Raw genomic sequence first — 24,930 nt, 5'->3', positions numbered from 1 at the left:
ATGGAGTACCCTATTAATATTTTACTTGTCGATGACCGGCCGGATGAGCTCCTGTCTATGCAGGCTTTGCTGGCCGACACACCTTATCAGCTGATTGGTGCAACCTCCGGCATGGAGGCCCTGAAATGTCTGCTGGAGCAGGAGTTCGCCCTGATTATTATGGATGTGCTCATGCCGGACATGGATGGATTCGAAACGGCGAAGCGGATCAAAGCGCGTCAAAAGTCACGTGACATCCCGATTATATTCCTCACCGCGCTGACTTCAGAGCTGGAGAACTATATGATGGCCTATTCAGCCGGAGCTATAGATTTCCTGACCAAGCCTTTCCATCCGATCGTGCTTAAGAGCAAAATTGACGGCTTCGTCCGCCTCTATCGGACCCGCAAAGAGCTGCAGCTTAAATCCCAGGAGCTGGAGGCGGCGAATAGTGTTCTGACCGAGCTGAAGGACACTGCCGAAGTCGCTCTAAGGATCAAAAGCGGCTTCCTCGCCATGATGAGCCATGAAATCCGCACACCGCTGAACGGAATTATTGCCATGTCGGATGTGCTGCGGACCTCTGAGCTGGCGGCGGATGATCTGGAAATGGCCGAAATCATTCATACAAGCGGCCACGCACTGGTGTCTGTCATTAATCATATCCTGGACTTCACCAAGATCGAATCCGGCAAAATGGAGCTGGACTATGAGCTGTTCAACCTCCACTCCTGCATCAAGGAAACCGTTGATCTCTTCCGGGCACTCGCCAAGGAACGCAATCTGGTCCTGGAGACCTTCATTGATCCAGCCATTCCCGCACTGCTCATAGGCGATCCCAACCGTCTGCGCCAGGTACTGAACAACCTGATCGGCAATGCAATCAAATTCACCTACTCGGGCGGCGTTAAGGTAGGGGTTCATCTCCGGCAAGCGATGGATAGGGTAATGGAGCTTGAGTTCATTATTGAAGATACCGGCATCGGCATTCCTGCGGACAAAATGAAATACCTGTTCCAGCCGTTCACCCAGATCGGCGCTACGATCAACCGTAAGTTCGGGGGTACCGGACTCGGGCTGTCCATCTGCAAAATGCTGGTCGATCTGATGGGCGGAACAATCTACGCTAAGCCGGATGTTGAGCAAGGGGCCGTCTTTATCTTCACGATTCAGGTCAGTGAAGGACAACCGGATTAGCGCCTTGTCCAGCTGTTTATCTCGGCAGCTGGCCGGACACCAGGCATATCAAAGAACCGCAAGCCTTCGGGGCTTGCGGTTCTTTGTGTACGGTCATAGGTCTGCTGCGCCTTATTCCACGCCGCCGGGCAGCAGCTCCACCTTCTTGTTATTCAGCACATTGTCCTCAAGCACGGCGAATTTATCGCCATACTCTTTAATAATATGCTGCTCTCCCCATGCGCACAGGGAGTCCAGAATGGAGCCGAGTGTCTGTCCGTATTCACTCAGCTCATATTCCACTTTGGGCGGAACCTGATTATAGCTGATCCGGTTGACAATGCCGTCCTGCTCCAGCTCGCGGAGCTGCTGGGTCAGCATTTTCTGCGTAATATTCGGCATATGGCGCTTCAGATCACTCGTCCGCAGCTTGCCATGCGTCAGATGGCAGAGAATAACGCATTTCCACTTCCCCCCGATGACCTCAAGCGTAGCCTCGACTGAAATATTATATTTTTTAGCCATTATAATGCCTCCTGTATGCTCACTTTACATCCCTGTATGTGTCTCCCAGCGGGTAGTTATGGGTACTTTTTGGTACCTATAGTACTTTAAAGTACGTACTATCCATTTGCGTATCTGTACTCCATAATAGCACTTACCGGCCGATGATTACCATAGTAGGAGTGAAGAACATGTCTCTGGACACAAAAAGAAGTACCCTCGCGCTGCTGGCTCTGGCGATCAGCGCCTTTGCGATAGGAACAACCGAGTTTATCAGTGTCGGGCTGCTGCCGCTCATAGCTGATGACCTGAATATATCCGTGACCACCGCCGGATTAACCGTAACTCTGTATGCGCTCGGCGTAACCTTCGGTGCGCCTGTGCTAACCTCGCTGACCACAAGAGTCTCCCGCAAAACACTGCTGCTCCTGCTGATGCTCGTATTCATCGCCGGTAACAGTCTTGCGGCCGCTGCTGGCGGAATCGGCACCCTGCTGGCCGCCCGGGTAATATCCGCCCTCTCGCATGGCTTGTTCATGTCGATCGCCTCCACCATCGCCGCCGACCTGGTGCCTAAGAACCGCAGGGCCAGCGCCATCTCCATTATGTTCACCGGCCTTACCGTAGCCACGGTCACCGGCGTGCCGCTCGGCACCTTCCTCGGACAGCAGCTGGGCTGGCGGGCTGCCTTCACCGCCATTGTGGTGATCGGCATCCTCGCGCTGATCGCCAATCTGATTCTAGTGCCCGCCGGACTCCGCAAGGGGACCCGCACGCCGCTGCGCGAGCAGGTCAAGCTGGTGACGAACGGCCGGCTGCTGCTGGCTTTTGCCATTACAGCCCTGGGCTACGGCGGAACGTTCGTCGTCTTCACTTATCTCTCCCCGCTGCTGCATGAGATCAGCGGCTTCCAGGAGAAGACGGTCGCTGTGATCCTGCTCGTCTATGGCATCGCCATTGCCATCGGCAATGTGATCGGCGGCAGAGCAGCGAACCGCAAGCCGATGAACGCCTTATTCTATATGTTCGCCCTGCAGGCCGCCGTGCTGCTGATCCTCACCTTCACGGCTCCGTTCAAAACCGCCGCCCTGATCACCATCTTCTTCATGGGGCTGCTCGCCTTCATGAACGTCCCCGGGCTGCAGGTCTATGTAGTAATGCTGGCTGACCGGTTCGCGCCCGGCGCCAGAGATGTCGCCTCTGCTGTCAACATTGCCGCGTTCAACGCAGGCATTGCCATCGGAGCCTACCTCGGCGGCCTGGTCACCGATCATATGGGACTGATTCACACCGCCTGGTTAGGCGCTGTCATGGTGTTCGGGGCCGTTCTGCTCACGGCTTGGAGCCGGGCGCTGGAGAACAGAGACGAACGTATGCAGCGGGCGGAAGCTGCTTAAGCCTAAGTGCTGTGTATACCGCAAAAGGCAGTGTGCGCAGTCAAGCGGTATGCATGGTCTGATTATAGGCTATAGCTGCCGCAATCCCTTTCTCGTAATACCTCGCTGGCTGTGACGGGGAGAGCATCTTGCTTCTAAAATTCCTGCCCATAATACAACATTTCCCTCTTTATTCCGGGCAAATTTTAAGATTGTTGTATGAAATGCAGCATTTCTTGTCTTCTAAGCGGCTTATCGAAGAAATTATTGTATTTAATACAACAATCCTTTAGTAAATCCGGATATCAAGGAATCAAAGCTGCACTACGTACAACATTTTGCCCTTACAGTGTGAAATTAAAGTCTTTATTCTGTCAACAGCGAATCAAATCTGCGGATTGAATGTTCCGCTTGTCTAATTATTATCTTAACTTTAACTACACTATTCCTTCAGGAGGTCATTCGATATGGCAGAGCATTTACAAGATAGAACAATACTTCAGGGCGGCGTGAGTATGCCGTGGGTTGGACTCGGAGTTTTTCAGGTAGAGGACGGCGACGGGCTGGTGCAGGCGGTGAAGTCCGCAATTGCCCACGGCTACCGCAGTATTGATACAGCCGCAGTCTATGCCAACGAGCGCGGGGTCGGGCAAGCAGTCAGGGAAGCTATGGCCGGAAACAAGCTGGCCCGCGAAGAGCTGTTCATAACCTCCAAGGTCTGGAATGCAGACCTTGGTTATGAAGAGACCCTTGCTGCTTACGAGGCCAGTCTTGAGAAGCTGGGTTTAGAATATTTGGATCTGTATCTCATTCACTGGCCGGTGAAGGGCAAATACAAGGAGTCCTGGAGAGCGCTCGAAGCCCTCTATAAAGCAGGCCGCGTCAAAGCCATCGGCGTCAGCAATTTCCAGATTCATCATCTGGAGGATATCCTGCAGGATGCGGAGATCAAGCCGATGGTCAATCAGGTTGAGCTGCATCCTTATCTATCCCAGCAGCCGCTGCGGAGCTTCGCTAAGACGCATGGCATCCAGATCGAAGCATGGGCTCCGCTGATGCAGGGCCAGTTGCTGGATCAGCCGGTGCTAACGGAAATCGCCGCCAGCCACGGCAAGTCCGTTGCCCAGATCATCCTGCGCTGGGATCTGCAGCATGGGATCGTCACCATTCCGAAATCAACCAGAGAGCAGCGGATCATCGAGAATGCCTCCCTATTCAATTTCGAGTTGAGTGACGCCGAAATGGACCGCATTGACAGCCTCAATCGTGATCAGCGGACCGGTCCCGATCCGGACAATTTCGATTTCTAAGCGGTTGGCGTTCCGCCTGGTGTCCAGCCTGGTGTCCAGCCTGATGTGCAGCATGCTGCATATCTGCTAATAGAAGAAGCTCCCGCCTTCACAGTTTGAAGGCGGGAGCTTCTTTTGCTCTTTACTCCTACTCTTTACTCCCACTCTTACTCCCACTCTTACTCCTACTCTTACTCCTACTCTTACTCCTACTCCTTACTGTCACTCTTTACTCTCAATCTTTACTCTTACTCCTTACTCTCACTCCTTGCCCCGTTTTCCCCTTCGTTGCCGTCTCTGCAACCCTAACCGCCCACCATAGCAATAAGCACAGGTAGAGCCAGGAAGGACGCCAGCGTAGTCCAGACAATACAGCGCGAGACCAGTGATGGCGAGCTGCCGAAGCGTTCGGCCAGCACCACGGAATTGACCGCTACCGGCATCGAGGCCAGAATCAGCAGCACCGAGAATAAGGTGCCCGTAATGTTCAGCGCGAGCAGCACCAGTGCAGCCAGCAGCGGAGCCAGCAGCAGCCGGACGGTAAGCCCCGTCCAGAATGCAAGCTGCACGTTGCGCTCCGTATGCGCAGCCCGGACCTTCACCATCTGCGCGCCGAGGATCGCCAGCACTACCGGCGAGTAGGCTCCTGCAGCCATCGATACGCCCGAAGCCAGCTCATGCGGCATATGCAGGCCGAGCGCCCGCAGCAGCAGGGCCAGAATGGCCGCATAGATTGCCGGCAGCGAGAAGACTGACTTCACGGCGCTGCGCACCGAGAACTGTGATCTGGCGGCAAAATACACGCCGATCGTATTCACAATCACCATCTGGGCGATGACATAGACCGATGCCTTGTCCAGGCCCAGCTGGCCGAAGGCCAGCAGCACCAGCGGCAGACCGTAATTGACGCTGTTCGTGAAGGTGGAGATGAGCGTCAGGCCGGCGGCTTCCGGCGGAGCCAGCTTCAGGATTTTACCGATCAGGGTAGCCAGCCCCCATAAGAGAAACAGATTCAGCAGCGAGAATGCGAGCGTCTTATAGACATCATCGAAGGAGATTTCAGCCGTAGCAAGCGTATCCAGGATAATTGCCGGACTGAGAAAATACAGGTACAGCGTCAGCAGGGGCTTCGTGTCAAGATTCTTATAACGTCCGAGCAGCGCCCCGGCGGCCACCGGAATGGACAGCGGCACAATAACCTCTACAAGTGTCGATAGTACAGTCTGAATCACAAGCCAGGACCCCTCTGTTCCTTAGTTACTCCCTACTATAACCTTTGGGGCAAAGAGCGTCTAAGACCGGGAATCAATATCCTTAATAGAAACTGCCTATGGCAGCCCGCCGCTTGCAGTCTTTGCAACAATTTCCGCCCGAAGGGCAGAATCGGCACCTTACCAAGGGATAGATTAGACCTCACTACCCTGCTCTGCCAAGGCGCATGACATTCACCTGGAATTGACGGCATAGGCATCCCACTCTGAGATAATAGTTGGAAAAACGTATCTTAATTCGGCTTTTTATGATCCTTTGCCGCAATTAAGTGGATTAACGTCATTTAATTTCCTGCCTTTTCTCTATTCTGATTTATATGCAGCCTATTAAGTGCTGATTTTACAACTATTGTCCGGCAGGTAATCTTCCGCTCATAAGCAAGTGGAGAAATTCCATCTATTTCGATCCACTGGCTCTACCTCCACCACCGGTTATCAGGCGCAGCGTATAAATTCTTATCTTTAGACAAAAAATCCTGTACCCTTATCAAAACAGGGTACAGGATTTAAGAATTACAGGATTTAAGATTTATAGCATTTTAATCTCAAGCAGCTCATATTTGATGACGCCCATTGGGGCATTAACGCTGATAATGTCGCCCACTTTTTTGCCGATCAGCTCTTTGCCGAGCGGACTTTCGTAAGAAATCTTGTTGTCCAGCACATCAGCCTCTGCGGGACCAACCACTCTATATTCAATCTTTTCGGAGTATTCCACATCATTCAGAATGACGATGCAGCCTACGCTGACTGTGCTCAGATCCATATTGCTTGAATCCACAATCTGCGCCTTGATCAGCATCTTCTCCAGAATCATGATCCGTGTCTCCATGAAGGATTGATCCTCCTTCGCGGAGTGGTATTCGCTGTTCTCCTTCAAATCGCCGTAGCTGATCGCCAGCTTAAGCCGGGCTGCAAGCTCCTTGCGCCCTGCTCCCTTAAGTTCTCTCAGCTCATCCTCGAGCTTGGCCAAGCCTTCTTTCGTCAAAAACACTTCGTCATTGTTGGACATGTATACAACTCCTATTATTTGCTCGCTTTATTGTATTCTAACTCATATTCGCCCAACATGCGAAGAGAAAGCGCTACAGCGGCAAATCGCCACAATTCCAGCACAGCAAAAATAACCCATTATCATTTACAATAGGGACAGATTCCAAATCCAACCACAGTCAGGAGCACTTAGAATTGATGTTTATGCAATCCTCTAAAGTATACCGCTTTACAATCTGCTTGGCCGCCGCACTGATTCTGCTCTCGGGTTCGAGCCTGTCCATTGCAGCTGCAGCAAAGCCATCGTCATCTTCACCAGCGGTTTCAAGCTATGATGTCGTTGTTATCGGAAGTGAAATTCAAGGCGTACTGCTCGCCAAGGAAGCCGTTAAGGCGGGCCTTAAGGTGCTGATGCTTGATCCCCGCAGCAAACCGGGCGGTGAATTGATCCAAGGACAAATGTTCTTCCTCGATGACGTGAATGACAATAAGCAGCGAAGTCTCGTACAAGGCGAAATCAAGAACCTGTTCAACGGATACAAAGCCGGAACCATCCGCAAGGCTGCGGATTTCCAGACGTATTTTGACAAGGTCATTCAAGGAATTCCGCTGAAAAGCGGGGTCGTTCTGGATCATGTAGACACTAAGACAGCAGGCAGCGGCAAAACACTTAGCTCGCTTACATACCACGGCAAGGACGGCAACAAAGTTACAATTCAGTCCCGTTACTGGGTGGAGAATACGGATTACAACGCCCTAAGCAGTCAGCTGAAGGAAGCCCGGATTCCGGGAATGGAAACTATATATAACGGTAAGAAACCGGATTATATGGCCGCTACCTATATGCTCAATTTCAAAAATGTAGATTGGAATCTGCTGCACCAGCGTATTCTGGAGGATTATCCGCTTACGAATGTGCGCAAGAAATATGGCCCCAATACCTATGTGGACTGGCATTTCGCTACCGGGTTCAGCAATATTACCAATACCTACATCACTAAGGACAAGCAGCTGAGGCTACGAGGATTGAATGCCACCTACCAAAAAAACGGCCAGGTAATCATCAACGGGCTGCTCATTTACGATGTAAACCCCTCAGACCCCAAATCCGTAGCGTCCGCAGTTCAGAGGGGGCAAGCTGAAGCACCTTTCATTCTAAGCTTCTTGCGCAAGAATATTCCCGGCTTCGCCAAAGCAGAGCTGAATGGCTTTCCGGAGTACCTCTATATTCGTGACTATAACCGGTATGAGACTAAATATGTCCTGGATTACCCGGATCTGATGAATAGCCGGATGTTCTGGGATAATGTAAGTATCGGCGGCTACTCCATAGATTTGCAGGGGACCCGGGCGATTCCGACCGGTATTGGCTACGGCAAGCCGGACCGTTATGGACTGCCGCTGCGCTCCTTCGAGTTGAAGTCTTATGACAATGTGCTGGTGACCGGAAAAAATGTCGGCGCCAGCATCAAGGCCTACGGCAGTGCACGAATCATGCCGACCACCGCACTGGCAGCACAGACCATCGGCATCATTCTTGGGCGGGAACGCAACAAGCCGCTGGCTAACCTTACGGAGGCGGATTTCAAGCGGATTCGAGCCTATCTGAAACAAGATTATCAGATTGTCCTACAGTAGAAACGTTCTATCTATATTATGTATACACAGCAAACCGCCACTCTGATCCGCGAGAATCTGGAGTGACGGTTGTTTGTATATCCAGCGGCAGCCCTTTTACCTGTTCGCCCTCTGCTTCCCGGCCCCGGCCTGCAGCACAGGAGCTGCTGCAGCCTTGCCGATTCCGCTTCTCAGCAGAAAGGTCAGCGGAATCGCCAGCAGGCCAACCAACGTAGCGATCAGGAAAATATCCTGTACGCCCAGGGTCATTCCCTGCGCCTTGATCAGCGCACCTGCCGCAGAAGCTCCGCCGCTGAGTTCCTGCTGATGGGCAAGCGACCTGGAGGCGAGCAAGGAGCTGAACACCGCAATGGACAACGCGCCTGTAGCCTGGCGGACCCAGTTCGTCACAGAAGAAGCATGCCCTGTGATCTGCTTGGGTACGGCTGACATCCCGGCATTCGTCACCGGCATGAAGGCCAGGGCAATGCCAACATTGCGCAGGGCCATCAGCATCGCCACACGGGTATGCGTAACGGCCAGCGTAATATGGCTAAGCTCCCAGGTTGAAGCGCTCAGCAGCAGAATACCGCTGAGTATGAGCCAGAACGGGCCGATCCGGGAATACAGCTTGCCGACGACCGGCGACATGACCGCCATCACGATTGAGCCCGGCAGCAGCACCAGCGCCGTCTTCAGCGGAGTGGACTGCTGAATATCCTGCAGGAAGACCGGAATTAAGAAGGTCCCCGAGTATAACGCAACGGTAATAATACAGTTGATGATCAGACTGTAGGTGAACCGGTTCTGCTTGAATACCCTAAGGTTCAGCAGCGGCTCCTGCAGAGACAGCTCCCGGCGGATGAAGTAGGTTAAGGCTACTGCGCCAATCAGCAGCAGGGATAAGGTCTTCCATGAGGTCCAGCCCCAGGCATTCCCCTTATTGAAGGCGAGAATAATAAAAGCGCTGCTCAGAATCACGGTCACGAATCCCGGCAGATCGAAGCTTCTGCTGCTGGCGGTTTGACGCTGGTACGGCAGGCATTTCAGCGCTACCACGATCGCGATGATGCCGATCGGCAGATTGATTATGAACAGCGATTTCCAGCCGAAGTAGCCGGTGAGCCAGCCGCCGAGCGTTGGCCCGAAGGCTGGAGCCAGCATGGAGGACAGGCTCCAGAGGCTCATGGCGAATGCCTGCTTCTCTTTCTCGATAAACTGATAAATCATCGTCATCGTCGTCGGGATAATCAGCCCGCCGAATATTCCCTGCAGGGTCCGGAAGATAATCAGGGAATGAATACTCCAGGCCACGGTACACAGCCCGGAGAACAAGGTGAAGCCCGACAGGGCAAACACATAGAGATATTTATAGCTCCACTTGTCGCCGAAATACCCTACGACCGGAGCAATTACGCCGGTAGCCAGCAGATAACCCGTAATCATCCATTGCACCGTGCTGATCTCGGCATGGAAGTCTTTCAGAAACACCGGGAACGCAACGTTAATCGTTGTTGTACTGAGAATGGCCATGAAATTACCGAAAAAGATGGCCAGAATAATAAGCCAGAATGATGAATTTTTTGCCGTCTGATTACCCAAGTATGCTCTCTCCTCTGCACTGCCACCACTATAAACATTAGCTTCACACTAATATAGGTGTATGATACAATCATTTCAATATACGTGTATTATACAACTATCATCCTGGAAGTCAATATGACTTATTTCATTAGAGTTTCATTATGCTTTCATAAATAACCGGCAGCTTTCGCTTAGGGCTGTATTATCACTTATAATATGGAGACATATAAGGCTGGACCTTAAGAATTACTCAATCATAAAGGACGGATACTAACTATGGCTGATGAACAGACTGATAAAAACCTCGAAACCCTGAACCATGAGCTCATTACGCTAATCCGCCTCGGCTCGCTGGATAAAAAACATGGCGGCCTGGACCGCTCCTCCTACACCCTGCTCCACCATCTGTCGAACCACGATAAGGTAGGCGTTAAAGCGCTCGCCGAAGAATTCGGCCTCGATACCTCTACCATCAGCAGGCAGACGAGCGTCCTTGAGGCGAAGGATTATGTGGTAAAGGTGCCTGATCCGCAGGATGGAAGATCGAGCTATTTTCAGATTACGGCGCTGGGTGCGCAGACGTTTGCCGAGGCCCGGGACATCCGGCTGCAGCGCTATGAGCAGATTTTTGAAGACTGGTCTCCCGTGGACTGCCAGACCTTCAGCGGGCTGCTGGCCAGGCTCAACCGGAAACTGCAGCAAAAGCCAGACTAAGGATTGACGAATAATGACGAAACTGGTAGATTGAATTAATCATACAGTTTAACTCGGAATTATATTTTAGCCAAAGGGGCTGGTTCTGCATGAATTTTATCTTCTTTTCCCCGCATTTCCCCAAGAACAGCGCTGATTTCTGTACCCAGCTGCAGCAGCAGGGGGCGACGGTGCTCGGGATTGGCGATGCCGAATATGACCAGCTGGAGGACAAGCTGAAGTCGGCACTGACGGAGTATTATAAAGTAAGCAATCTGGAGAGCTACGAGGAGATCCTGCGGGCCGTTGCTTTTTTCACCTATAAATACGGTAAGATTGACCGCTTCGAGTCGCTGAACGAATACTGGCTGGAGCAGGATGCCGCTATCCGCACGGATTTCAACATTTACGGCACCAAGTCCGATTTCGTCTCCAACCTGAAGCAGAAATCCAAGATGAAAGAATTCTTCCATAAAAGCGGTGTAAGCACCGTTCAGTTCTCCACCGGGACTACGCGTGAAAGCGTGGAGAGCTTCATCCAAAGCGCCGGCTTCCCGCTGGTGGTTAAGCCCGATCTCGGCTCCGGTGCCAGCAATACGTACAAGATTAATAACGAAGAGGAGCTGCAGCACTTTTTTGACACCAAGCCGGAGGATGTAGCCTTTATTATTGAGGAATTCATCGATGGCGTTATCCTCACCTATGACGGGCTGGTGGATATTGACGGTAATGTGCGGTTCGCGGTCAGCCACCTGTTCGAGAATAGTGTCATGGAGGTCGTCAACACGGATAACCACCTCTACTATTTCTGTCTGAGAGATATCAGCCCCGAGGTAGAAGAGGCCGGGAAGAATATTCTGAAGGCTTTTGACATCCGGGAACGGTTCTTCCATATCGAGCTGTTCAAATCACACAAGGATGGCCGGATCATTGCCCTGGAAGTGAATATGCGTCCCCCGGGCGCCTGGATGACCGATGCCATTAACTTCGCATACGATGTGGATGTCTATAAAGAATGGGCCAGCATGATCGTACACAATGAGGTCGGCGGTCCTTACGAAGGCAAATATTACACCGGCTATGCCAGCCGCAAGAATCATAAGCATTACGCTCACAGCCACGAGGACATCTACCGCACATTCGGCGGGCAGATTGTGAATTATGCCGAGATCGAAGAGGTCTTCAGCAGAGCGATGGGTAACAGCGCTTATCAGTTCCGTTCTCCCGAGCTTTCGGAGGTCAGGGACATCAGAGGTTATATTCACCAAGAAGAGGGATAGGATGTGTTAACGGATGAGGATAAGCTACCATAAGGAGTACAGCCACAACCTGGGCAGAGACATGGAATATAAAATATACGGCCACGCCGGCAAACCGATGCTCGTCTTCCCCACGTCGCTTGGACGCTTTTATCAATATGAGGATTCGGGCATGATTGACACGCTCTCCTCCTTCATTGAAGCGGGCAAGCTGCAGATATGGGCCTGCGACAGTATTGATGAAGAGACCTTCTTCTCCACTCACTGGAATAACGAGGACCGGGTGCACCGCCATGAGCAGTATGATAAATATATCGCGCATGAGCTGATTCCCGGCATCCTCCACCAGAGCAAGCAGAACAACGGCGGGACCGATCAGCGCATTCTGATCTCAGGCTGCTCTATGGGCGCTTATTACAGTGCCAGCTTCTTTTTCCGTTATCCGCAATATTTCGATACCTTAATCGCCCTGAGCGGCGTCTATTCCACCTATTATTTCTTCGGCGACTATATGAGTGAGCAGATCTACCTGAATTCACCGCTGCATTATCTGCCGGGACTGACGGATGATTATTATCTGAACCAGTACCGCAGCAGCAACATCATCGTCTGCGTCGGACAAGGCGCGTATGAGGATGAAATGCTGCATGAGACCCGGCTGCTTCAGGATGTGCTCGGACGCAAAGGCATTCCCGCACGGATCGACTACTGGGGGCATGATGCCGGTCATGACTGGCCGTGGTGGAACAAGCAGATTCATTATTATGTGGAAGGCTGCTTATAGCACGTTTATAGATAAAAAGAACGGGACTATCCAGCCATCATTGCAGATGACTGCGGCAGTCCCGTTTTTGGCATGCGTTCACCCGGTTCACGGCAATAAAAAAGGAAACCGCCAGGTTCAGCAGTTTCCTTCCAGCACTTACAGCCGAGTCTTATTCAGGCAAATGCTCTGAACAGAACAGAACCAGTGCTGCTTCCTCGTCCTCTTCCATATCGAAATCGAGCAGCTGGCCTGACGAGGTTTCCTGCAGATCGTAGCTGACAATGCTTGTCTGCTCTTCTTCCACTTTCACAATTACGCGGGCCGAAACACCGTTCTCTACGTATAGCTCATCATCTTCCGGCACATCCAGGTTAATGACGAACTCATATCGCTTGCCGCTTAGTATTCCAAAAGGATCTCTTACGTTCTCCACGGTGTAGCTTGTAAATGTCAACACGTCGCATTCCTCATTTCTCAAATCACTGCCAGATTATTGTAACACAAGTAGAAACGCCTTTGCTTCCTTTTACAAGACAGCATCGTACTTATGATGACAAACTGCTGCCTAATTTATCCGGGAAACTGCGCTGCCGGCACCTCTGCCTTGCCTTTGGTCTTCTTGATCTGCTTGCTGCGAAGCTGTCCGCAGGCCGCATCAATATCGACTCCGTGCTCCAGCCGGGTGCTGACGCTGACGCCCTGCTTCTTCAGCGTGTCGAAGAACGCACGTACGGATTCCCGCTCGCTCCGCTGATACTGGCTATGCTCATCTACCGGATTATAAGGGATCAGATTCACATTCGCCAGCTGACGCCGGTCTCCGATTAACTCGGCCAGCTCCAGGGCATGCTCCTCACGGTCATTGATATCCTTCAGCAGGATATACTCCAGGGTAATTCTCCGGTTGGTCTTCTCCAGGTAGTAATCAATCGCCGGCATTAGCTTCTCTATAGGAATGGCACGGTTGATCTTCATGATCTGTGTCCGCAGCTCATTATTCGGCGCATGCAGGGAGATCGCCAGATTGACCTGCATATTGGCGTCGGCGAATTCTCTGATTTTGTCAGCCAGACCGCTGGTGGATACGGTAATGCCTTTGCCGGCAATGGCCAGACCCTTGTGATCCTTGATCGTAATCAGGAAATTCAGCAGATGCCGGAAATTATCGAACGGCTCACCGATGCCCATTACGACTACATGGCTGACCTTTTGCCCAAGACCGGCCTGATCCAGATCAAGCTGAACCTTCATAATCTGCTCGACAATCTCGCCGCTGGTGAGATCGCGGCTCTTCGCCAGCAGCCCGCTTGCGCAGAAGCTGCAGCCGATATTGCAGCCGACCTGAGTGGTGACGCAGACGGACAGACCGTACTTTTGCCGCATAAGCACCGTTTCAATCAGGTTGCCGTCTTGTAAGCGGAACAGGAATTTGACAGTGCCGTCAGCCGATTCCTGCTTCACATGCTCTTCCATCGTCTGAAAGACATAATGCTCTTCCAGCAGCTGTACACAGTCCGGGTTCATCCCCGTCATTTCTGCAAAGCTGGTAACCCGCTTGCGGTATAGCCATTCCCAGACAGCGGATGCACGGGATTTCTTGTGCCCATGCTCCAGCAGCCAGGCGGTCAGTTGTTCCAAAGTCAATCCATAAATGGATTCTTTATTCATTTCATATCCTCTTTTCAAAACTTTAAAGTTCAATCAATCTATTCTACCTTGCGGGGGACATTAGCAACAACAATAACTTATTGTCTCAAATTTTGTTTATTAAAACAAGGGGAAACGCTGCCGATTCCGGGTCATTTCCGTGCACATACGCAGAAAAGCGCACCCCGCGATCCGGGATACGCTTCCTGCTTTTTATTTGAAGACGGCGAACTTCAGTCCCTGTGCCTGAAGATACTCAATGATCTCAGGAAGCGCCTGGACCGTAACTGCTTTTTCGTGCAGCAGATAGATGCCGCCGGACGGGTCCGTTGTATGGAAATAACGGAGAACCTGCGGGGCATTATCGGCTTTCCAATCCTCGGGGTCCCGGTTCCAGAGCAGCAGCTTCATATGCTGCCGCTTCGCCTCAGCGGCCAGCTCATCATTAACTGCACCATAAGGCGGACGGAAGATAGTTACCGCCGAGTTCATGTTCGACTCCAATTCCCGGCTGGCCCGCTCCAGATTCTTGCGGTTCTCCTCAGGGCTGTTCCGTGTCATATCACTGTGATCCCAGGAGTGGCTGCCTACTGGCATGCCATGCTCATTAGCATAGCTGACCTCTGCCGGGCGGCTGCTGGCGTTCTGTCCAATAAACAGGAAGTTCGCCGCCACACCATACTCGTCCAGAATATCTACAATCTGCCTTGTGTACTGCGAGGGCCCATCATCGAAGGATAAGGCCACATACCCCTGAGGCAGGCTGTATTCATAGCTGTTCCCGTCCAGTTCAATCTCTTCAACCGAAGTCTCCGGAGCCGCTGCAGACGTATCTTCCGGGGTATCTTCCAGGGGATCTTCCGGAGCCTCTTCCGGGACTGCCTGGACTTCGCTGCTCTGGTAGGCCGCCGTCTGGATCACCGGTATAACATTAATAAGGGGACTACTGCTGACGTCCGCAGCTACGGCCGCCTGCAACGGGTCCTCATGGGCTTCTGCGCTGTTGCTGAACAGCTTGCCGTCCATGCGCAGCAGGAACAATGCGATGAGGCAGCTGAACAGAATACCGCGCAGCAGTATGGCCCGGACAGGCCGCAGGCTGCGGCTGCGCTTCAGATGTCCAGGTCTGTGCTGCGGCAATTCAAGTGACGGTACCTGAGCAGCAGGCCCGGGCCCGGCTGGACGTTCTTCCTCCTGCCGCGCCTTTACAAGCTGCGAGGCATACTCCTCAGAGCAGGCATAATACAGCGTTTCGCTAAACGTCTGGTTCATTTTGATCAGGGAGCTGAAAAAGCTGCGGCGGAAGGGGTCCCATTTGGGATAGAGAGACAGACGCACACGCTGACCCGCGAAGGGGCCAAGCATACTCAATTGCACATATGTATATTCATCGATGATTAGTATATGGCGGGCGGAACCGCTGCTGTGGGTTAAACCTACCTCCATCTGATAGACGCCCTGCCTCTGCTCAAGGGACAGCAGCTCTACCATCCGAGCAGTGTTCGCCGGGTGTACTGGCATAAGTCCTATGTATCTCCGTTGCTGTCGTTACGCTCTGCCGGCGGAGTGCTTCCGCCAAAGGGTACGGTCATGCGGTTGGTGAAATCGCTGATCATGCTGGAGAGGTAGGTTTTCTCCTGCCGGACCGTATCGTATTTCTGTTTCAGGTGACTGTTCTCTGTCTCCAGGCGCCCGATCTTCTCTTCGAGCTCATTCATCCGCTTCAGCTTCTCCGAGATGGCATCATTATGTTTTTGTACAAGATTGGCATATTTCTGCTGCTCCAGATCAATGGTGCTCTTGAGCTCATCCATTTCTCCTGACAGGGTCGTGTGCAGCTCACGGTAATCCTCCAGTACCTGGTCCACCTTCAGATTCTTCTCCACCAGCTTATGCTCTAGCTCCAGGATGCTCTTCTCCCGCTCTTCAATTACCTTGTTCAGGTTCCTCAGATCCCGTCCCAGCCTCTCCACATGACTGCTGGAATGATTCAGCCGGTCCTGCAGCTCATGGTTGTTCGTTTCAGCATGCGCTCTGGCCTGAATCATCTGCTCTACTGCGAAGACCAGATCCAGCGACTTTTTATCCAGCTGCGCTTTGCCGACGGACACGAGGCCGGGGGCACTTTCAGCCTTCTCATAATTATCGCTATCTTCGGGCGGAGGTTCGGCCAGTTGAACCTTTTGAACCATACCCGGTTTGGCCGTTTTGTCCACAGCTTCTTTCTTCTTAAAAAACGGAGCCGCCATCTATATAATCACCTCATTATAAATGTCAAAATATGTCGAGCATGTACGAGTTTATTATAGTTGATTTAGCGGATGCGTTAGTGAGCCTTAGTATCTAACTTTACTAAATGTATCCAAAGGCCCAAGTTGCGCCAGCAAGCTGCTGCCTGGCCCATTTCAGGATGAATTACCCCTGCCATTTGTACTGGGCGTTCCCGAAAAACAAGGACCACAACGCGCCTGAAAATCCCGGATTACTCCTGCGTGTTGTCATAGCATCCTAAGGCCAGAGTAATACATCTCCCGGTTCAAATCCGGGATTTAACGCTTAACTGTACAGCAAACAGGCACCATCCTGACCGGACGGCACCTTCATGCATCATTATCCAAGTTACATCGGGAACCCCGCCTGCAAAAGGTCAAACAGCATAATTTCCTGAACAACAAAAAAACGCAGTCCGCAGAAGCAGGGACCACGCTTTTCATCCAAACCATTATTTATACAGTACTTTCTCCACATTGTATTTCGCCTTAAGCTTGTTCACAATGTAAGTCTCATAAATTTCTCTGTCGACCGGGTCTTCCACGAGGCAGACTTCAATCTTGGTAACTTCATCACGGTGAGGCTTCATGACCGATACGTTATCTTCGAAGTGCTTCTTGATCCGCGGTCTAAGCTTGCGTGCCTTGCCTACAAACAGCAGCTCATCCTTGTCATTGTAGAACATGAAGATGCCGCCGGCTTCGCGGGTAATCAGGTGAAAATCCGTAAATCCGTAAATATGGCTGAGCACAGGGTTCTCCTGCTTAAAAATAGTAACTTCCGGTGCCGGAATGGTAATGCTGATCATTAAGCTTCACTTCCTCATTGTATATAGAAATAAATAGTATCACAGATTGGGAAACCTGACTATTTCTATCTTCTGCAGATTACTCCTGTTTTATGAGGGGATTTGCACATTTTCAGCTGCACGGTTCTGGAGGGAATGGATCGTCGCTGTTATCCCCTGTTCAAAAGGCGTGGCCGGAACCGGCCCGGCTACCCGTTCGTACTTCGCACCGCTGAGCCGCAGCGGCTCCTTCGTCAGATACAGCATCTCGACAATCTCTTTCATTACCGGTACAAACAGGCCGAGCAGTGACAAGCCTGCTGCGCCTAAGGGGATAACCAGTTTCGAGCTTCCGGCGGCTTCGCGGGCAATCCGGACGATCTCTTTGCCGGAGATCACGCCGGCTCCAGGAATATTCCAGTTCTGCCCGTAGGCCTCCTCGCGGAGGGCAAGCTCCACCATCATCACTGCCGCATCCGGCAGATAGACGTATTCGCGCGGAACGTTCATATTGCCGATGAACACCGCAGGTCTACCGGCAGCTATGGCTTCCAGCGTCGATCCGAGGTAAGAGGCTTCATTGGCCGTGGGGCCGTAATAATCCGGCAGGCGGACAATCATTCCCTTCATGCCGCTCCAGCGCGGGCTGAAGAACATCCGCTCGAATTCCAGCTTTATTTTCCCCTTGCGGGTATGCGGATTCTTCGGATAGTTCTCGGCAATCGGCTGCTCATTCACTCTTCTGCCATACGGATAAATCCCGTCCACAGCCACTACCTTCGCCCCCAGCCGGTTCGCGGCCTCCATCACAGCTTCACCCATCGGCAGCAGCTTCGCGTCCATTTCGTGATAAGGCACCGATGCACTGTGAAAAATAACATCAGCCCCGCGCGCGGCCTTGAATACATCATCCGCACGGAACACATCTCCGGTCTGCAGGCTCAGCCCTGCCGGATTCCCGAGCTTGGCCGCGAGCTGTTCCAGCTTCGGCATGGAGCGCCCAAAGGCTACAGTCCCGATCCCTCTTCGAAGCAGCTCGGCAATAATCACCGTTCCTGTCCCTCCGGTTGCTCCCAGTACCATCGCTTTGTTTATCATTTGAAATTCCTCCTGGTATAATGAATTTTTATTTATTGTTAATTTTTATTAGTGATTGATCACTAACTAAATAATAAAAATAAAAATAAATGGTATATAGCCAAACTAAATTTAAGCTGTTAACTGAAATCCTGTACGAAATACAACATTCTACCCATGAAATCGGGCTAAATTGAAAATTGTTGCACAAAAGGCAGCATTTCCATCTGATTCAAGCCGCTAAGCGGAACAATTCATGTATTTCGTACAACAATAATTACGAATCCCACCATATTCATGAGCTCAAGTTGTAATACGTACAACATTATCTATTCATGGCCGATTACCTGCGTTCATAATGAAAATGATGGACACGTACCACTATTTCGTTTCGTTCAAGCTTTGCTTGTTCTTTGCTTAATTCTTTGCTAGTTATCCATTGCATTACTAAGTTATTGATCAGTCACTACTCGAAAACTGAAAAAATGATGATCCGGCTGGATCGGGAATTATGCAGCTGACTCTTGCCTGTGGCTGTAAATTTTGCTTAATCCTCCTCCCGCGCTTGTTGCACCGTTACTCCCGATCATCCTCCTGCCCGCACCGGTGCTTACAGATGCTTCGGTTTCAGCTCCGGCATTCCCAGCGTGAGGGCGATATTGCAGAGCATACCGTTAGCCATGAAGGTGCTCACCTCCACCTCCGGGTGCGCAAACCCTGCTGCCGAGAACTTGCTCTCCATCAGACGGGTTACCTCCAGAATACCAGCCTGCATCGACTGGCGGATAGCTTCATCCCGGATGCCGATGGCCTGCACCTGCAGAATAATCTCATTCGGATGGGTCTCCATCAGTTGCTCGTATAGCTGAATGGCCTCTGCAAGCAGCTGGTCTGCGGGAGCCTGAAGCCCTGAGAAGGTGCGGAGAATCCGTTCAAAAGCCCGCTCCAGCGCAGCAATGAACAGCTCTTCCTTATTCTTAAACAGCTTGAAGATATACGGCTGGGATATCCCCACCTTCTCGGCCACCTGCGCGGTTGTAGCCCGGTAATAGCCATGTTCTGCAAACACAACCACAGCCGACTCCAGAATCTGCTCCCTGCGGTTTACCGGAATGGTCTCCTCTCCTTTGGAACGGATAGTGCCCGATTGCTTGTTCATATAGGTCTCCCTTTCTGCCGGAATGTTAGGTGATCGTCTGGCTGTCTTTAGGTTATTGATCAATCACTCTCTTGTTTAGCAGTATATACTTCTATCTTTAAATAATCAACCACAGCCTGAAAAATAATAATTACTGAACAAAATCTCCCGGAAGGCGAATCAGCACGAATCAGCACCAATCAGCACCTCCCTAAGGTTAATTTAGACCTCACTCACCATTCCGGCTAAATTTCACTTTGGATTAGCAGCTGCAAAAATGAAAACAAAAGCAACTATTGCCGGCCGCCATACTGCCAAGCCCTTTCGCCTAGACAGCCGTGCCGCCTGAATCAAATCGCGCATCGCCGCACCAGCCCCCCTTTCAACCGCGTGCAGAGAGATTGCACGCGGCGCTAAGCCAATTATTTCCCATATAATTATTTATTTTGCCGGACCGGACGCCGGACCGGAGTTAGTGGAGGTGATGGAAAGGACATGTCATCGCTTCGGCAGCGCCCTGTTGCTCAGACTCTGCTGCCGGATCATCCGTCCCCGCATGCAACGAGGCAGAGCCGCCAGCTTCACTGGATGGACCGGCTGCTGCATCTAACCTGTCCGCGTACGCCTTCTGCTGGTACATGAAGCGCGGACTTAGATGCAAATCTCTCAAGGTGTTATCGTTCCAGATCGGCGTGGACGAAGGCGACATCGGGGGGATCAGCCAGCCCCATTTGCCTGATACTTCACGCCCCTGCCGCTTCTCCTGTTCCTGGAAGCGGACGAACTGATCTGCCGCTGTATGGTGATCGACAATACTGACCCCGGCCTGCTTGAAGGAATGCAGTACCGCGCGGTTCAGCTCCAGCAGCGCACGGTCCTTCCACAGCGAGGTATTAGTCGAACGGTCCAGGCCCAGCAGATCGGCCACTGCCGGCAGGCGGTTATAACGTTCTGTATCCCCCAGATTCCGGGAGCCGATCTCCGTTTCCATATACCAGCCGTTGAAGGGCGCCGCCGGGTAACGGATGCCGCCGATCTCCAGGCACATATCCGAGACAACCGGAACGGGGTACCAGCGCAGGCCCAGCTCTGGGAACCGTCCGATCTCCGGATGAGTGAGCGGAATCTCCTGCACAAGTCCCGGCGGGACGGGGAACCAGCGGGGTTCCTCCCCGCCGATGCTGATGACAAGCGGCAGAATATCGAAATCCCCGCCTGTCCCCTGCCAGCCCAGCTCCCGGCAGACCGCAGTGAACTCATCTGAAGCCGGATCACCGGCACGCGGCTGCTCCCCGTCCCCGGGATAGCCGGCATAACGGATCAGTTGGTGATTCCAGATCCGGATAGCTCTATCCGGCTGCTCTCCGCTGCGGAATACGGTTATGACCGGCCGGATCCTGCCGCCGTTATTCGCATGCTCCACATGCCGGAATAGCGCCTCGGCCACCTCCTCCGCAGTCTCTGCCCCGCGCGCGTCAAGCACTGTAAGCGAATGCCAGAACAGCCTTCCGATACAGCGGCTGTTATGACGCCAGGCCATCCTCGCCCCATGGGTTAGTTCTTCCTCCGTATGTATATAGGTGCCCGTAAGAATCACTTCTTCGCGTATATTTGCAAGACGCCGCTCCCGCTCACTCTCTGACTTGTCCAGCTCCTGGTAACATGCAGTGATGAAGGCTTCCGCCTGCCCGATTAATTCATCAATGTTAGGCTGCTGATCTATTCGATTCATTCTTTCCCTCCTTGTTTCTGGTAAAATAATGTTGATCAACTCCGCTATTGGAGCGGATAACTACATGCTGGGGTGATGAGGTTGAGCAAATTCGGAATGTACGCGAAATTCACCGCTAAACCGGGTGAACGGGAGGCATTGGCTGCCATTCTGCTGGAAGCCGCAGCGGCGGCTGAGCCTGTCCAAGAATGCGAGCTGTATATCGTGAACCTCTCGGAATCCGAGGCGGATATCCTCTGGGTCACAGAAGTATGGAGCAGTGCGGAAGCCCATGCTGCTTCCCTTGCCCTGGAGGCCACCCGTGCCACGATCCAGCGGGCCATGCCGCTGATTGCCGGAGTCGAGCCGGTCAAGCTAATACCTGTGGGCGGAAAAGGGCTGGCGTTCGGTTCAACTGCCCCATAGGCGGCTGAACCCTTATACCTTTCCTGAAATAGAGGCAAGGAATGCAGCCCCAGGGCAGTAATCCTTGCCTCTATCTCATGATGCCCGCCTTGCCGGCAGCCCCGCTGCCATCCATGCGCAGTTCCGCTTCAATCAGAGCACTTATTTCAGCTCCAGCTCAGCCAGCCTGGCGATAATCCGTCTTTTGCGGTATAGCATACGGGCAGCCTCCGTCACATCCTCCAGCGTCTTCCGGTTGAGATACGCGCCAAAGAACATGCCTGCAACCGGAACAGTCTGGAGCAGCTTTTTCCAGCCCCAATTGTCACGGTATACCATAACAACCTCTTTCCAGCCCTGAATCTTCGAGACTGCCGCGTTCGTTCCGGCAATGATGTTGCCATCCCCGCCGGCCTGCAAATTCAGCTCCCGCAGAATCGTCCGCTTGCCGACAATATCGGAGGATGCGAATTGCATCACCTTCACAGTGAATATCCGTTCCGCCTTATCTGTCGGATCGTAGCCATAGCATAGGCCAATCTCCTGGATGGCCTTCAATGAAAGGCCGAGCACAGCCGGAATATCGGCAGCAAGGGTGAAGATTCCGCCGAAGCCGGTAGTTGCCCCTTGGGCAGTTGCCGTATTCCGGCTCCTCTCTGAGAGCCGGAGCGCTGCCGCATCCATTACAGCCAGCGGATACGGCCCGTTGCCCGTCCCCCCGGCTGCCACGCTTGCCTCCCCGATCAGCGTGCCTACCTTGCGCCCGGCAACCAGATAGTTGCCGCCATTCTGGATGTAGCTGCCCAGCTCATCCAGCAGCTTGCCTACCTTCTCATGAATAATCTTCGGTGTGATTTTATCAAGCAGCTTGAACGGCAGACGGGTAATCCGGTCCCAGATCATCAGCTTATTCTGCTCTTTCTCCCACTTGGCAATCCGGGCAAGCTCGGCATGCAGTATCTCCGGTGTCTCCAGCGGTACCCGTGAATCATTAGCTTCCGGCATATTTATGCCTCCCTTGAATGATGGTCTTGTCATGTTTGTTGCGTCTGCGTCTTAGTGGTATTACTACGTAGCCTTCCCCTGATCCGGTTCACGTAAATTATAGATGTGCCTGATACCTTATAACCTTATTCACTCCGAATGATTGCACAAGTTTGTATATGCTGGCCCCGAATTAGATAAATATATAAGACGCACTTAAGATTTGAACGTGAAGCTTAGTCGTCACTGCGTGAACATTTGGACTTCCGGCCGCTGTTGTCCCCAGATTTCTTGATTATTACCGCTGTTCGCAGTGGAAATCCGGTGACTGGGTATGCTTCCGTAGCGAGCTTTCCTGCGGAAAGCTTTCAGGCGGGCGCTATCGCTCCTACAGTTCCAAATTTCCCCTCCGCTTCTTTCGCTTTTTGTTATTTTTTTAGTGCTTCTTATATAGCAAACAGGCATTCCCGGAGTAAATCCGGAAATGCCTGTTGCAGCAGTAACGCAGGTGCTTAATAGCCTGCCGAATTCAGGCCGGCTTCAGACTCGGTGCAGATCACGCTGGGCTATTGCTCAGGCTTTAGCTCTGGCTTTAGCTGCGGGCCTTGGCGCCAGGTTCGTCCAGTGAAGCGAGTCTGCGTTTCTCTTCGGCCAGCCTGTCTTCAGTCAAGTCTACACCGTGTCCGCCGACCGATCCTTCGGGAGCATGGCGAACGGCTTCCTCGGCATGCTCCAGGCTATTCTCCGCCTGGTCAATCATCTGCTCCGTTGGATGGCTTAACGCCTGAGTTACAGCGTTGTGCAGCTTGGTCACAGAATCCTGTGCCTGATCCACCGTGCTGTTCGTCCGCAGACTGGATTCGTAATGCTTCATAAGAATACTTCCCCCTCAATCACGGTTTCTGTTCTTCTCTAGGATGGATTGGGGGCGTGGATCTTATGCAGACATCTCCTACACCAGAAACATGGCGGTGAGAGTCATCGCCGCCAGACCCAGCAGGACCGGCTTCAGATTGCGCCGGGCCAGCTCGAAGGGGCTGACGCCGCAGATCGCCGCGGCGGGAATGAGCGCCCACGGGATCAGGGTGCCGCCGCCGACCCAGATGGCGGCTACCTGCCCAAGGGCAGTGAGGGTCGCCGCGCCGGAATGGATCGCGGCGGCGAACAGCCCGGCAATCGAGCCGGCCAGCGAGATGCCGGAGAAGCCGGAGCCGTCGAGACCGGTGATCGCGCCGATCACCGTCAGCGTCACGGCTCCCACGGCGCCATTAAGCGGCACGTGATCCGCCAGGGCAACGCCCAGGTCGTTCACGATGCCATGCGAGCCGTCCGGCAACACCTGGCCGAACAGTTCGGTGAAGGCCGAGTCGCCAAGATAGAAGAAGGCTGCGATCGGGATGACCGGTCCAAAGACCTTGAAGCCGAATATGAATCCTTCAATGAGATAGGCCGTGATTTTCTCCAGCCCCTGTCCCTGGCTGCGGTGGGCCAGCAGGGTAACGACAATCAGGATCAGCACGGCGGTTCCGCCGACCAGAGCTGTAGCATCACCACCCTGCAGGTGCAGCATGAACATGGCTATCACATCCAGAAGGAAGAGCAGCGGGATGGCGATGGCCAGCGCTTTTCGAAGCCCGGCGCTCATGAGTACCGTCCCGTCATCGCCCGTCCCGGCTGCAGACAACGGCCCTGCTGTGCCTTGGGCAGTGACCACCAGGCCGTCTCTCCACGTTCCATTCTTCTGGTCTCTGCGCATCATCCAGAAGGCAGTGACAGTAGTTACAACCCCCATCACGATAACCAGCGGAATACTAGCCTGCATGACGCTGGATACCGGAAGACCCGCTGCATCCGCAGTCAGCTTCGGCGCTCCCTGGATAATATAGTCGCCGGAGAGGGCGATCCCGTGCCCGAACAGATTCATTGCCACCGCTGCACCAAGTGCAGGCAGGCCGACCCGGACAGCGACAGGCAGCAGGACTGCACCGACCAGTGCCACCGCAGGGGAAGGCCAGAAGAAGAAAGAGGTCACCATCATGATCAGCCCGATCCCCCAATAGGCCATCGCTGGTGTGCGCAGAAACCGGGTGAGCGGGGATACCATCGTCTCGTTGATGCCTGTAATAATCAGAATCCGGCTCATCGCCACAATAATGGAGATAATCATAATGGTGCCGAGCAGCTCTTTGGTAGCATATACGAAGGAGTTGAAGATTCCCGATACCGACCCGCTGAGCGTAGCCGTTGCCAGCAGACCCAGCGCCAAAATCCCGGTCACGCAGATCATTGTCGTATCACGCCGCCGGATCAGCAGCGCCAGAATGAACACAATAAACACTAAGTACACCCAATGAATCGCCGTAAGCTGGATACCCATTATCCTGTGCGCCCCTTTCCACTTCC

The 24,930-nt window shown here is 52.7% G+C and carries 23 protein-coding genes; 8 read left to right on the top strand and 15 right to left on the bottom strand.

Annotation, left to right across the window (positions count from 1 at the left end; all coding sequences use genetic code 11):
- Entirely contained in the window at positions 1 to 1,176 is a 1,176-nt protein-coding gene (locus NYE33_RS05400; protein ID WP_042140411.1) for an ATP-binding response regulator, read from the top strand.
- A gap of 111 nt (positions 1,177 to 1,287) precedes the next feature.
- Here NYE33_RS05400 and NYE33_RS05395 read toward each other — a convergent pair whose 3' ends face one another.
- Complete coding sequence (locus tag NYE33_RS05395; RefSeq protein ID WP_042140412.1) at positions 1,288 to 1,680, bottom strand: winged helix-turn-helix transcriptional regulator; 393 nt, start codon at positions 1,678 to 1,680, stop codon at positions 1,288 to 1,290.
- 170 nt (positions 1,681 to 1,850) lie between these two features.
- On the opposite strand from NYE33_RS05395, the gene NYE33_RS05390 reads away from it, so the two are divergent.
- Positions 1,851 to 3,056 (top strand): MFS transporter, encoded by a 1,206-nt coding sequence (locus NYE33_RS05390; protein ID WP_341065000.1) that lies wholly within the window; start codon positions 1,851 to 1,853, stop codon positions 3,054 to 3,056.
- Positions 3,057 to 3,502: 446 nt separating this feature from the next.
- Positions 3,503 to 4,345: an aldo/keto reductase gene (locus NYE33_RS05385; protein ID WP_341064998.1), complete on the top strand. Its 843-nt coding sequence runs from the start codon at positions 3,503 to 3,505 to the stop codon at positions 4,343 to 4,345.
- A 284-nt stretch (positions 4,346 to 4,629) separates the two neighbouring features.
- On the opposite strand, the gene NYE33_RS05380 is transcribed toward NYE33_RS05385, so the two are convergent.
- Complete coding sequence (locus NYE33_RS05380) at positions 4,630 to 5,556, bottom strand: AEC family transporter (protein ID WP_039294905.1); 927 nt, start codon at positions 5,554 to 5,556, stop codon at positions 4,630 to 4,632.
- Positions 5,557 to 6,124: 568 nt separating this feature from the next.
- Positions 6,125 to 6,607 carry a transcription elongation factor GreA gene (gene greA, locus NYE33_RS05375; protein ID WP_042140416.1) on the bottom strand — a complete coding sequence of 161 codons (483 nt, stop codon included), beginning with the start codon at positions 6,605 to 6,607 and terminating at the stop codon, positions 6,125 to 6,127.
- A 179-nt stretch (positions 6,608 to 6,786) separates the two neighbouring features.
- Between greA and NYE33_RS05370 the strand changes: the two genes are divergently transcribed.
- Positions 6,787 to 8,226 carry an FAD-dependent oxidoreductase gene (locus tag NYE33_RS05370; RefSeq protein ID WP_076243626.1) on the top strand — a complete coding sequence of 480 codons (1,440 nt, stop codon included), beginning with the start codon at positions 6,787 to 6,789 and terminating at the stop codon, positions 8,224 to 8,226.
- Between the two features lie 96 nt (positions 8,227 to 8,322).
- On the opposite strand, the gene NYE33_RS05365 is transcribed toward NYE33_RS05370, so the two are convergent.
- Positions 8,323 to 9,807 carry an MDR family MFS transporter gene (locus tag NYE33_RS05365; RefSeq protein WP_341064996.1) on the bottom strand — a complete coding sequence of 495 codons (1,485 nt, stop codon included), beginning with the start codon at positions 9,805 to 9,807 and terminating at the stop codon, positions 8,323 to 8,325.
- A gap of 258 nt (positions 9,808 to 10,065) precedes the next feature.
- Here NYE33_RS05365 and NYE33_RS05360 point away from each other — a divergent pair, with 258 nt between their 5' ends.
- From NYE33_RS05360 to NYE33_RS05350, 3 genes are all read left to right on the top strand, one after another.
- A complete protein-coding gene (locus NYE33_RS05360; protein WP_340989637.1) occupies positions 10,066 to 10,503 on the top strand; it encodes a MarR family winged helix-turn-helix transcriptional regulator in 438 nt (145 codons plus the stop codon).
- Positions 10,504 to 10,592: 89 nt separating this feature from the next.
- Positions 10,593 to 11,762, top strand: coding sequence for an ATP-grasp domain-containing protein (locus tag NYE33_RS05355; RefSeq protein WP_042140420.1), 1,170 nt, complete (start codon positions 10,593 to 10,595; stop codon positions 11,760 to 11,762).
- Positions 11,763 to 11,775: 13 nt separating this feature from the next.
- Positions 11,776 to 12,525, top strand: a complete 750-nt coding sequence (locus tag NYE33_RS05350) for an esterase family protein (protein WP_042140421.1) — start codon at positions 11,776 to 11,778, stop codon at positions 12,523 to 12,525.
- A 151-nt stretch (positions 12,526 to 12,676) separates the two neighbouring features.
- Here NYE33_RS05350 and NYE33_RS05345 read toward each other — a convergent pair whose 3' ends face one another.
- The 8 genes from NYE33_RS05345 to NYE33_RS05310 all read right to left on the bottom strand — a co-directional run bounded on the left by NYE33_RS05345 (position 12,677) and on the right by NYE33_RS05310 (position 21,159).
- Complete coding sequence (locus NYE33_RS05345) at positions 12,677 to 12,964, bottom strand: DUF6509 family protein (RefSeq protein WP_042140422.1); 288 nt, start codon at positions 12,962 to 12,964, stop codon at positions 12,677 to 12,679.
- 113 nt (positions 12,965 to 13,077) lie between these two features.
- Positions 13,078 to 14,175 (bottom strand): 23S rRNA (adenine(2503)-C(2))-methyltransferase RlmN, encoded by a 1,098-nt coding sequence (gene rlmN, locus NYE33_RS05340; RefSeq protein ID WP_039294932.1) that lies wholly within the window; start codon positions 14,173 to 14,175, stop codon positions 13,078 to 13,080.
- Positions 14,176 to 14,367: 192 nt separating this feature from the next.
- On the bottom strand, positions 14,368 to 15,645 hold the full coding sequence (locus NYE33_RS05335) for a polysaccharide deacetylase family protein (RefSeq protein WP_052422156.1): 1,278 nt from the start codon (positions 15,643 to 15,645) through the stop codon (positions 14,368 to 14,370).
- A gap of 35 nt (positions 15,646 to 15,680) precedes the next feature.
- Positions 15,681 to 16,403, bottom strand: coding sequence for a hypothetical protein (locus tag NYE33_RS05330; protein WP_042140423.1), 723 nt, complete (start codon positions 16,401 to 16,403; stop codon positions 15,681 to 15,683).
- Positions 16,404 to 16,876: 473 nt separating this feature from the next.
- On the bottom strand, positions 16,877 to 17,233 hold the full coding sequence (locus tag NYE33_RS05325) for a nucleotide excision repair endonuclease (RefSeq protein WP_042140424.1): 357 nt from the start codon (positions 17,231 to 17,233) through the stop codon (positions 16,877 to 16,879).
- A 90-nt stretch (positions 17,234 to 17,323) separates the two neighbouring features.
- On the bottom strand, positions 17,324 to 18,310 hold the full coding sequence (locus NYE33_RS05320) for an NAD-dependent epimerase/dehydratase family protein (protein ID WP_042140425.1): 987 nt from the start codon (positions 18,308 to 18,310) through the stop codon (positions 17,324 to 17,326).
- Positions 18,311 to 18,899: 589 nt separating this feature from the next.
- Positions 18,900 to 19,448, bottom strand: a complete 549-nt coding sequence (locus NYE33_RS05315) for a TetR/AcrR family transcriptional regulator (RefSeq protein ID WP_042140426.1) — start codon at positions 19,446 to 19,448, stop codon at positions 18,900 to 18,902.
- 451 nt (positions 19,449 to 19,899) lie between these two features.
- On the bottom strand, positions 19,900 to 21,159 hold the full coding sequence (locus NYE33_RS05310; protein ID WP_081970347.1) for a nitric oxide synthase oxygenase: 1,260 nt from the start codon (positions 21,157 to 21,159) through the stop codon (positions 19,900 to 19,902).
- 96 nt (positions 21,160 to 21,255) lie between these two features.
- Between NYE33_RS05310 and NYE33_RS05305 the strand changes: the two genes are divergently transcribed.
- The gene (locus NYE33_RS05305; RefSeq protein ID WP_341064995.1) at positions 21,256 to 21,564 is read left to right on the top strand and encodes a putative quinol monooxygenase; all 309 of its coding nucleotides are present in this window, start codon (positions 21,256 to 21,258) and stop codon (positions 21,562 to 21,564) included.
- A 141-nt stretch (positions 21,565 to 21,705) separates the two neighbouring features.
- Here the strand turns inward: NYE33_RS05305 and NYE33_RS05300 are convergent, their stop codons facing one another.
- From NYE33_RS05300 to NYE33_RS05290, 3 genes are all read right to left on the bottom strand, one after another.
- Positions 21,706 to 22,548 (bottom strand): EcsC family protein, encoded by an 843-nt coding sequence (locus NYE33_RS05300; RefSeq protein ID WP_042140427.1) that lies wholly within the window; start codon positions 22,546 to 22,548, stop codon positions 21,706 to 21,708.
- 571 nt (positions 22,549 to 23,119) lie between these two features.
- A complete protein-coding gene (locus tag NYE33_RS05295; RefSeq protein WP_042140428.1) occupies positions 23,120 to 23,401 on the bottom strand; it encodes a hypothetical protein in 282 nt (93 codons plus the stop codon).
- Positions 23,402 to 23,479: 78 nt separating this feature from the next.
- Entirely contained in the window at positions 23,480 to 24,904 is a 1,425-nt protein-coding gene (locus tag NYE33_RS05290; protein ID WP_076243632.1) for a hypothetical protein, read from the bottom strand.
- Between the last annotated feature and the right edge of the window lie 26 nt (positions 24,905 to 24,930).

Origin of the sequence: Paenibacillus sp. FSL R10-2199, from assembly GCF_038000235.1 — a bacterium.
GTDB classification, from domain to species: Bacteria; Bacillota; Bacilli; order Paenibacillales; family Paenibacillaceae; genus Paenibacillus_AQ; species Paenibacillus_AQ phytohabitans.
This window is presented reverse-complemented; position numbering and strand designations above follow the sequence as displayed.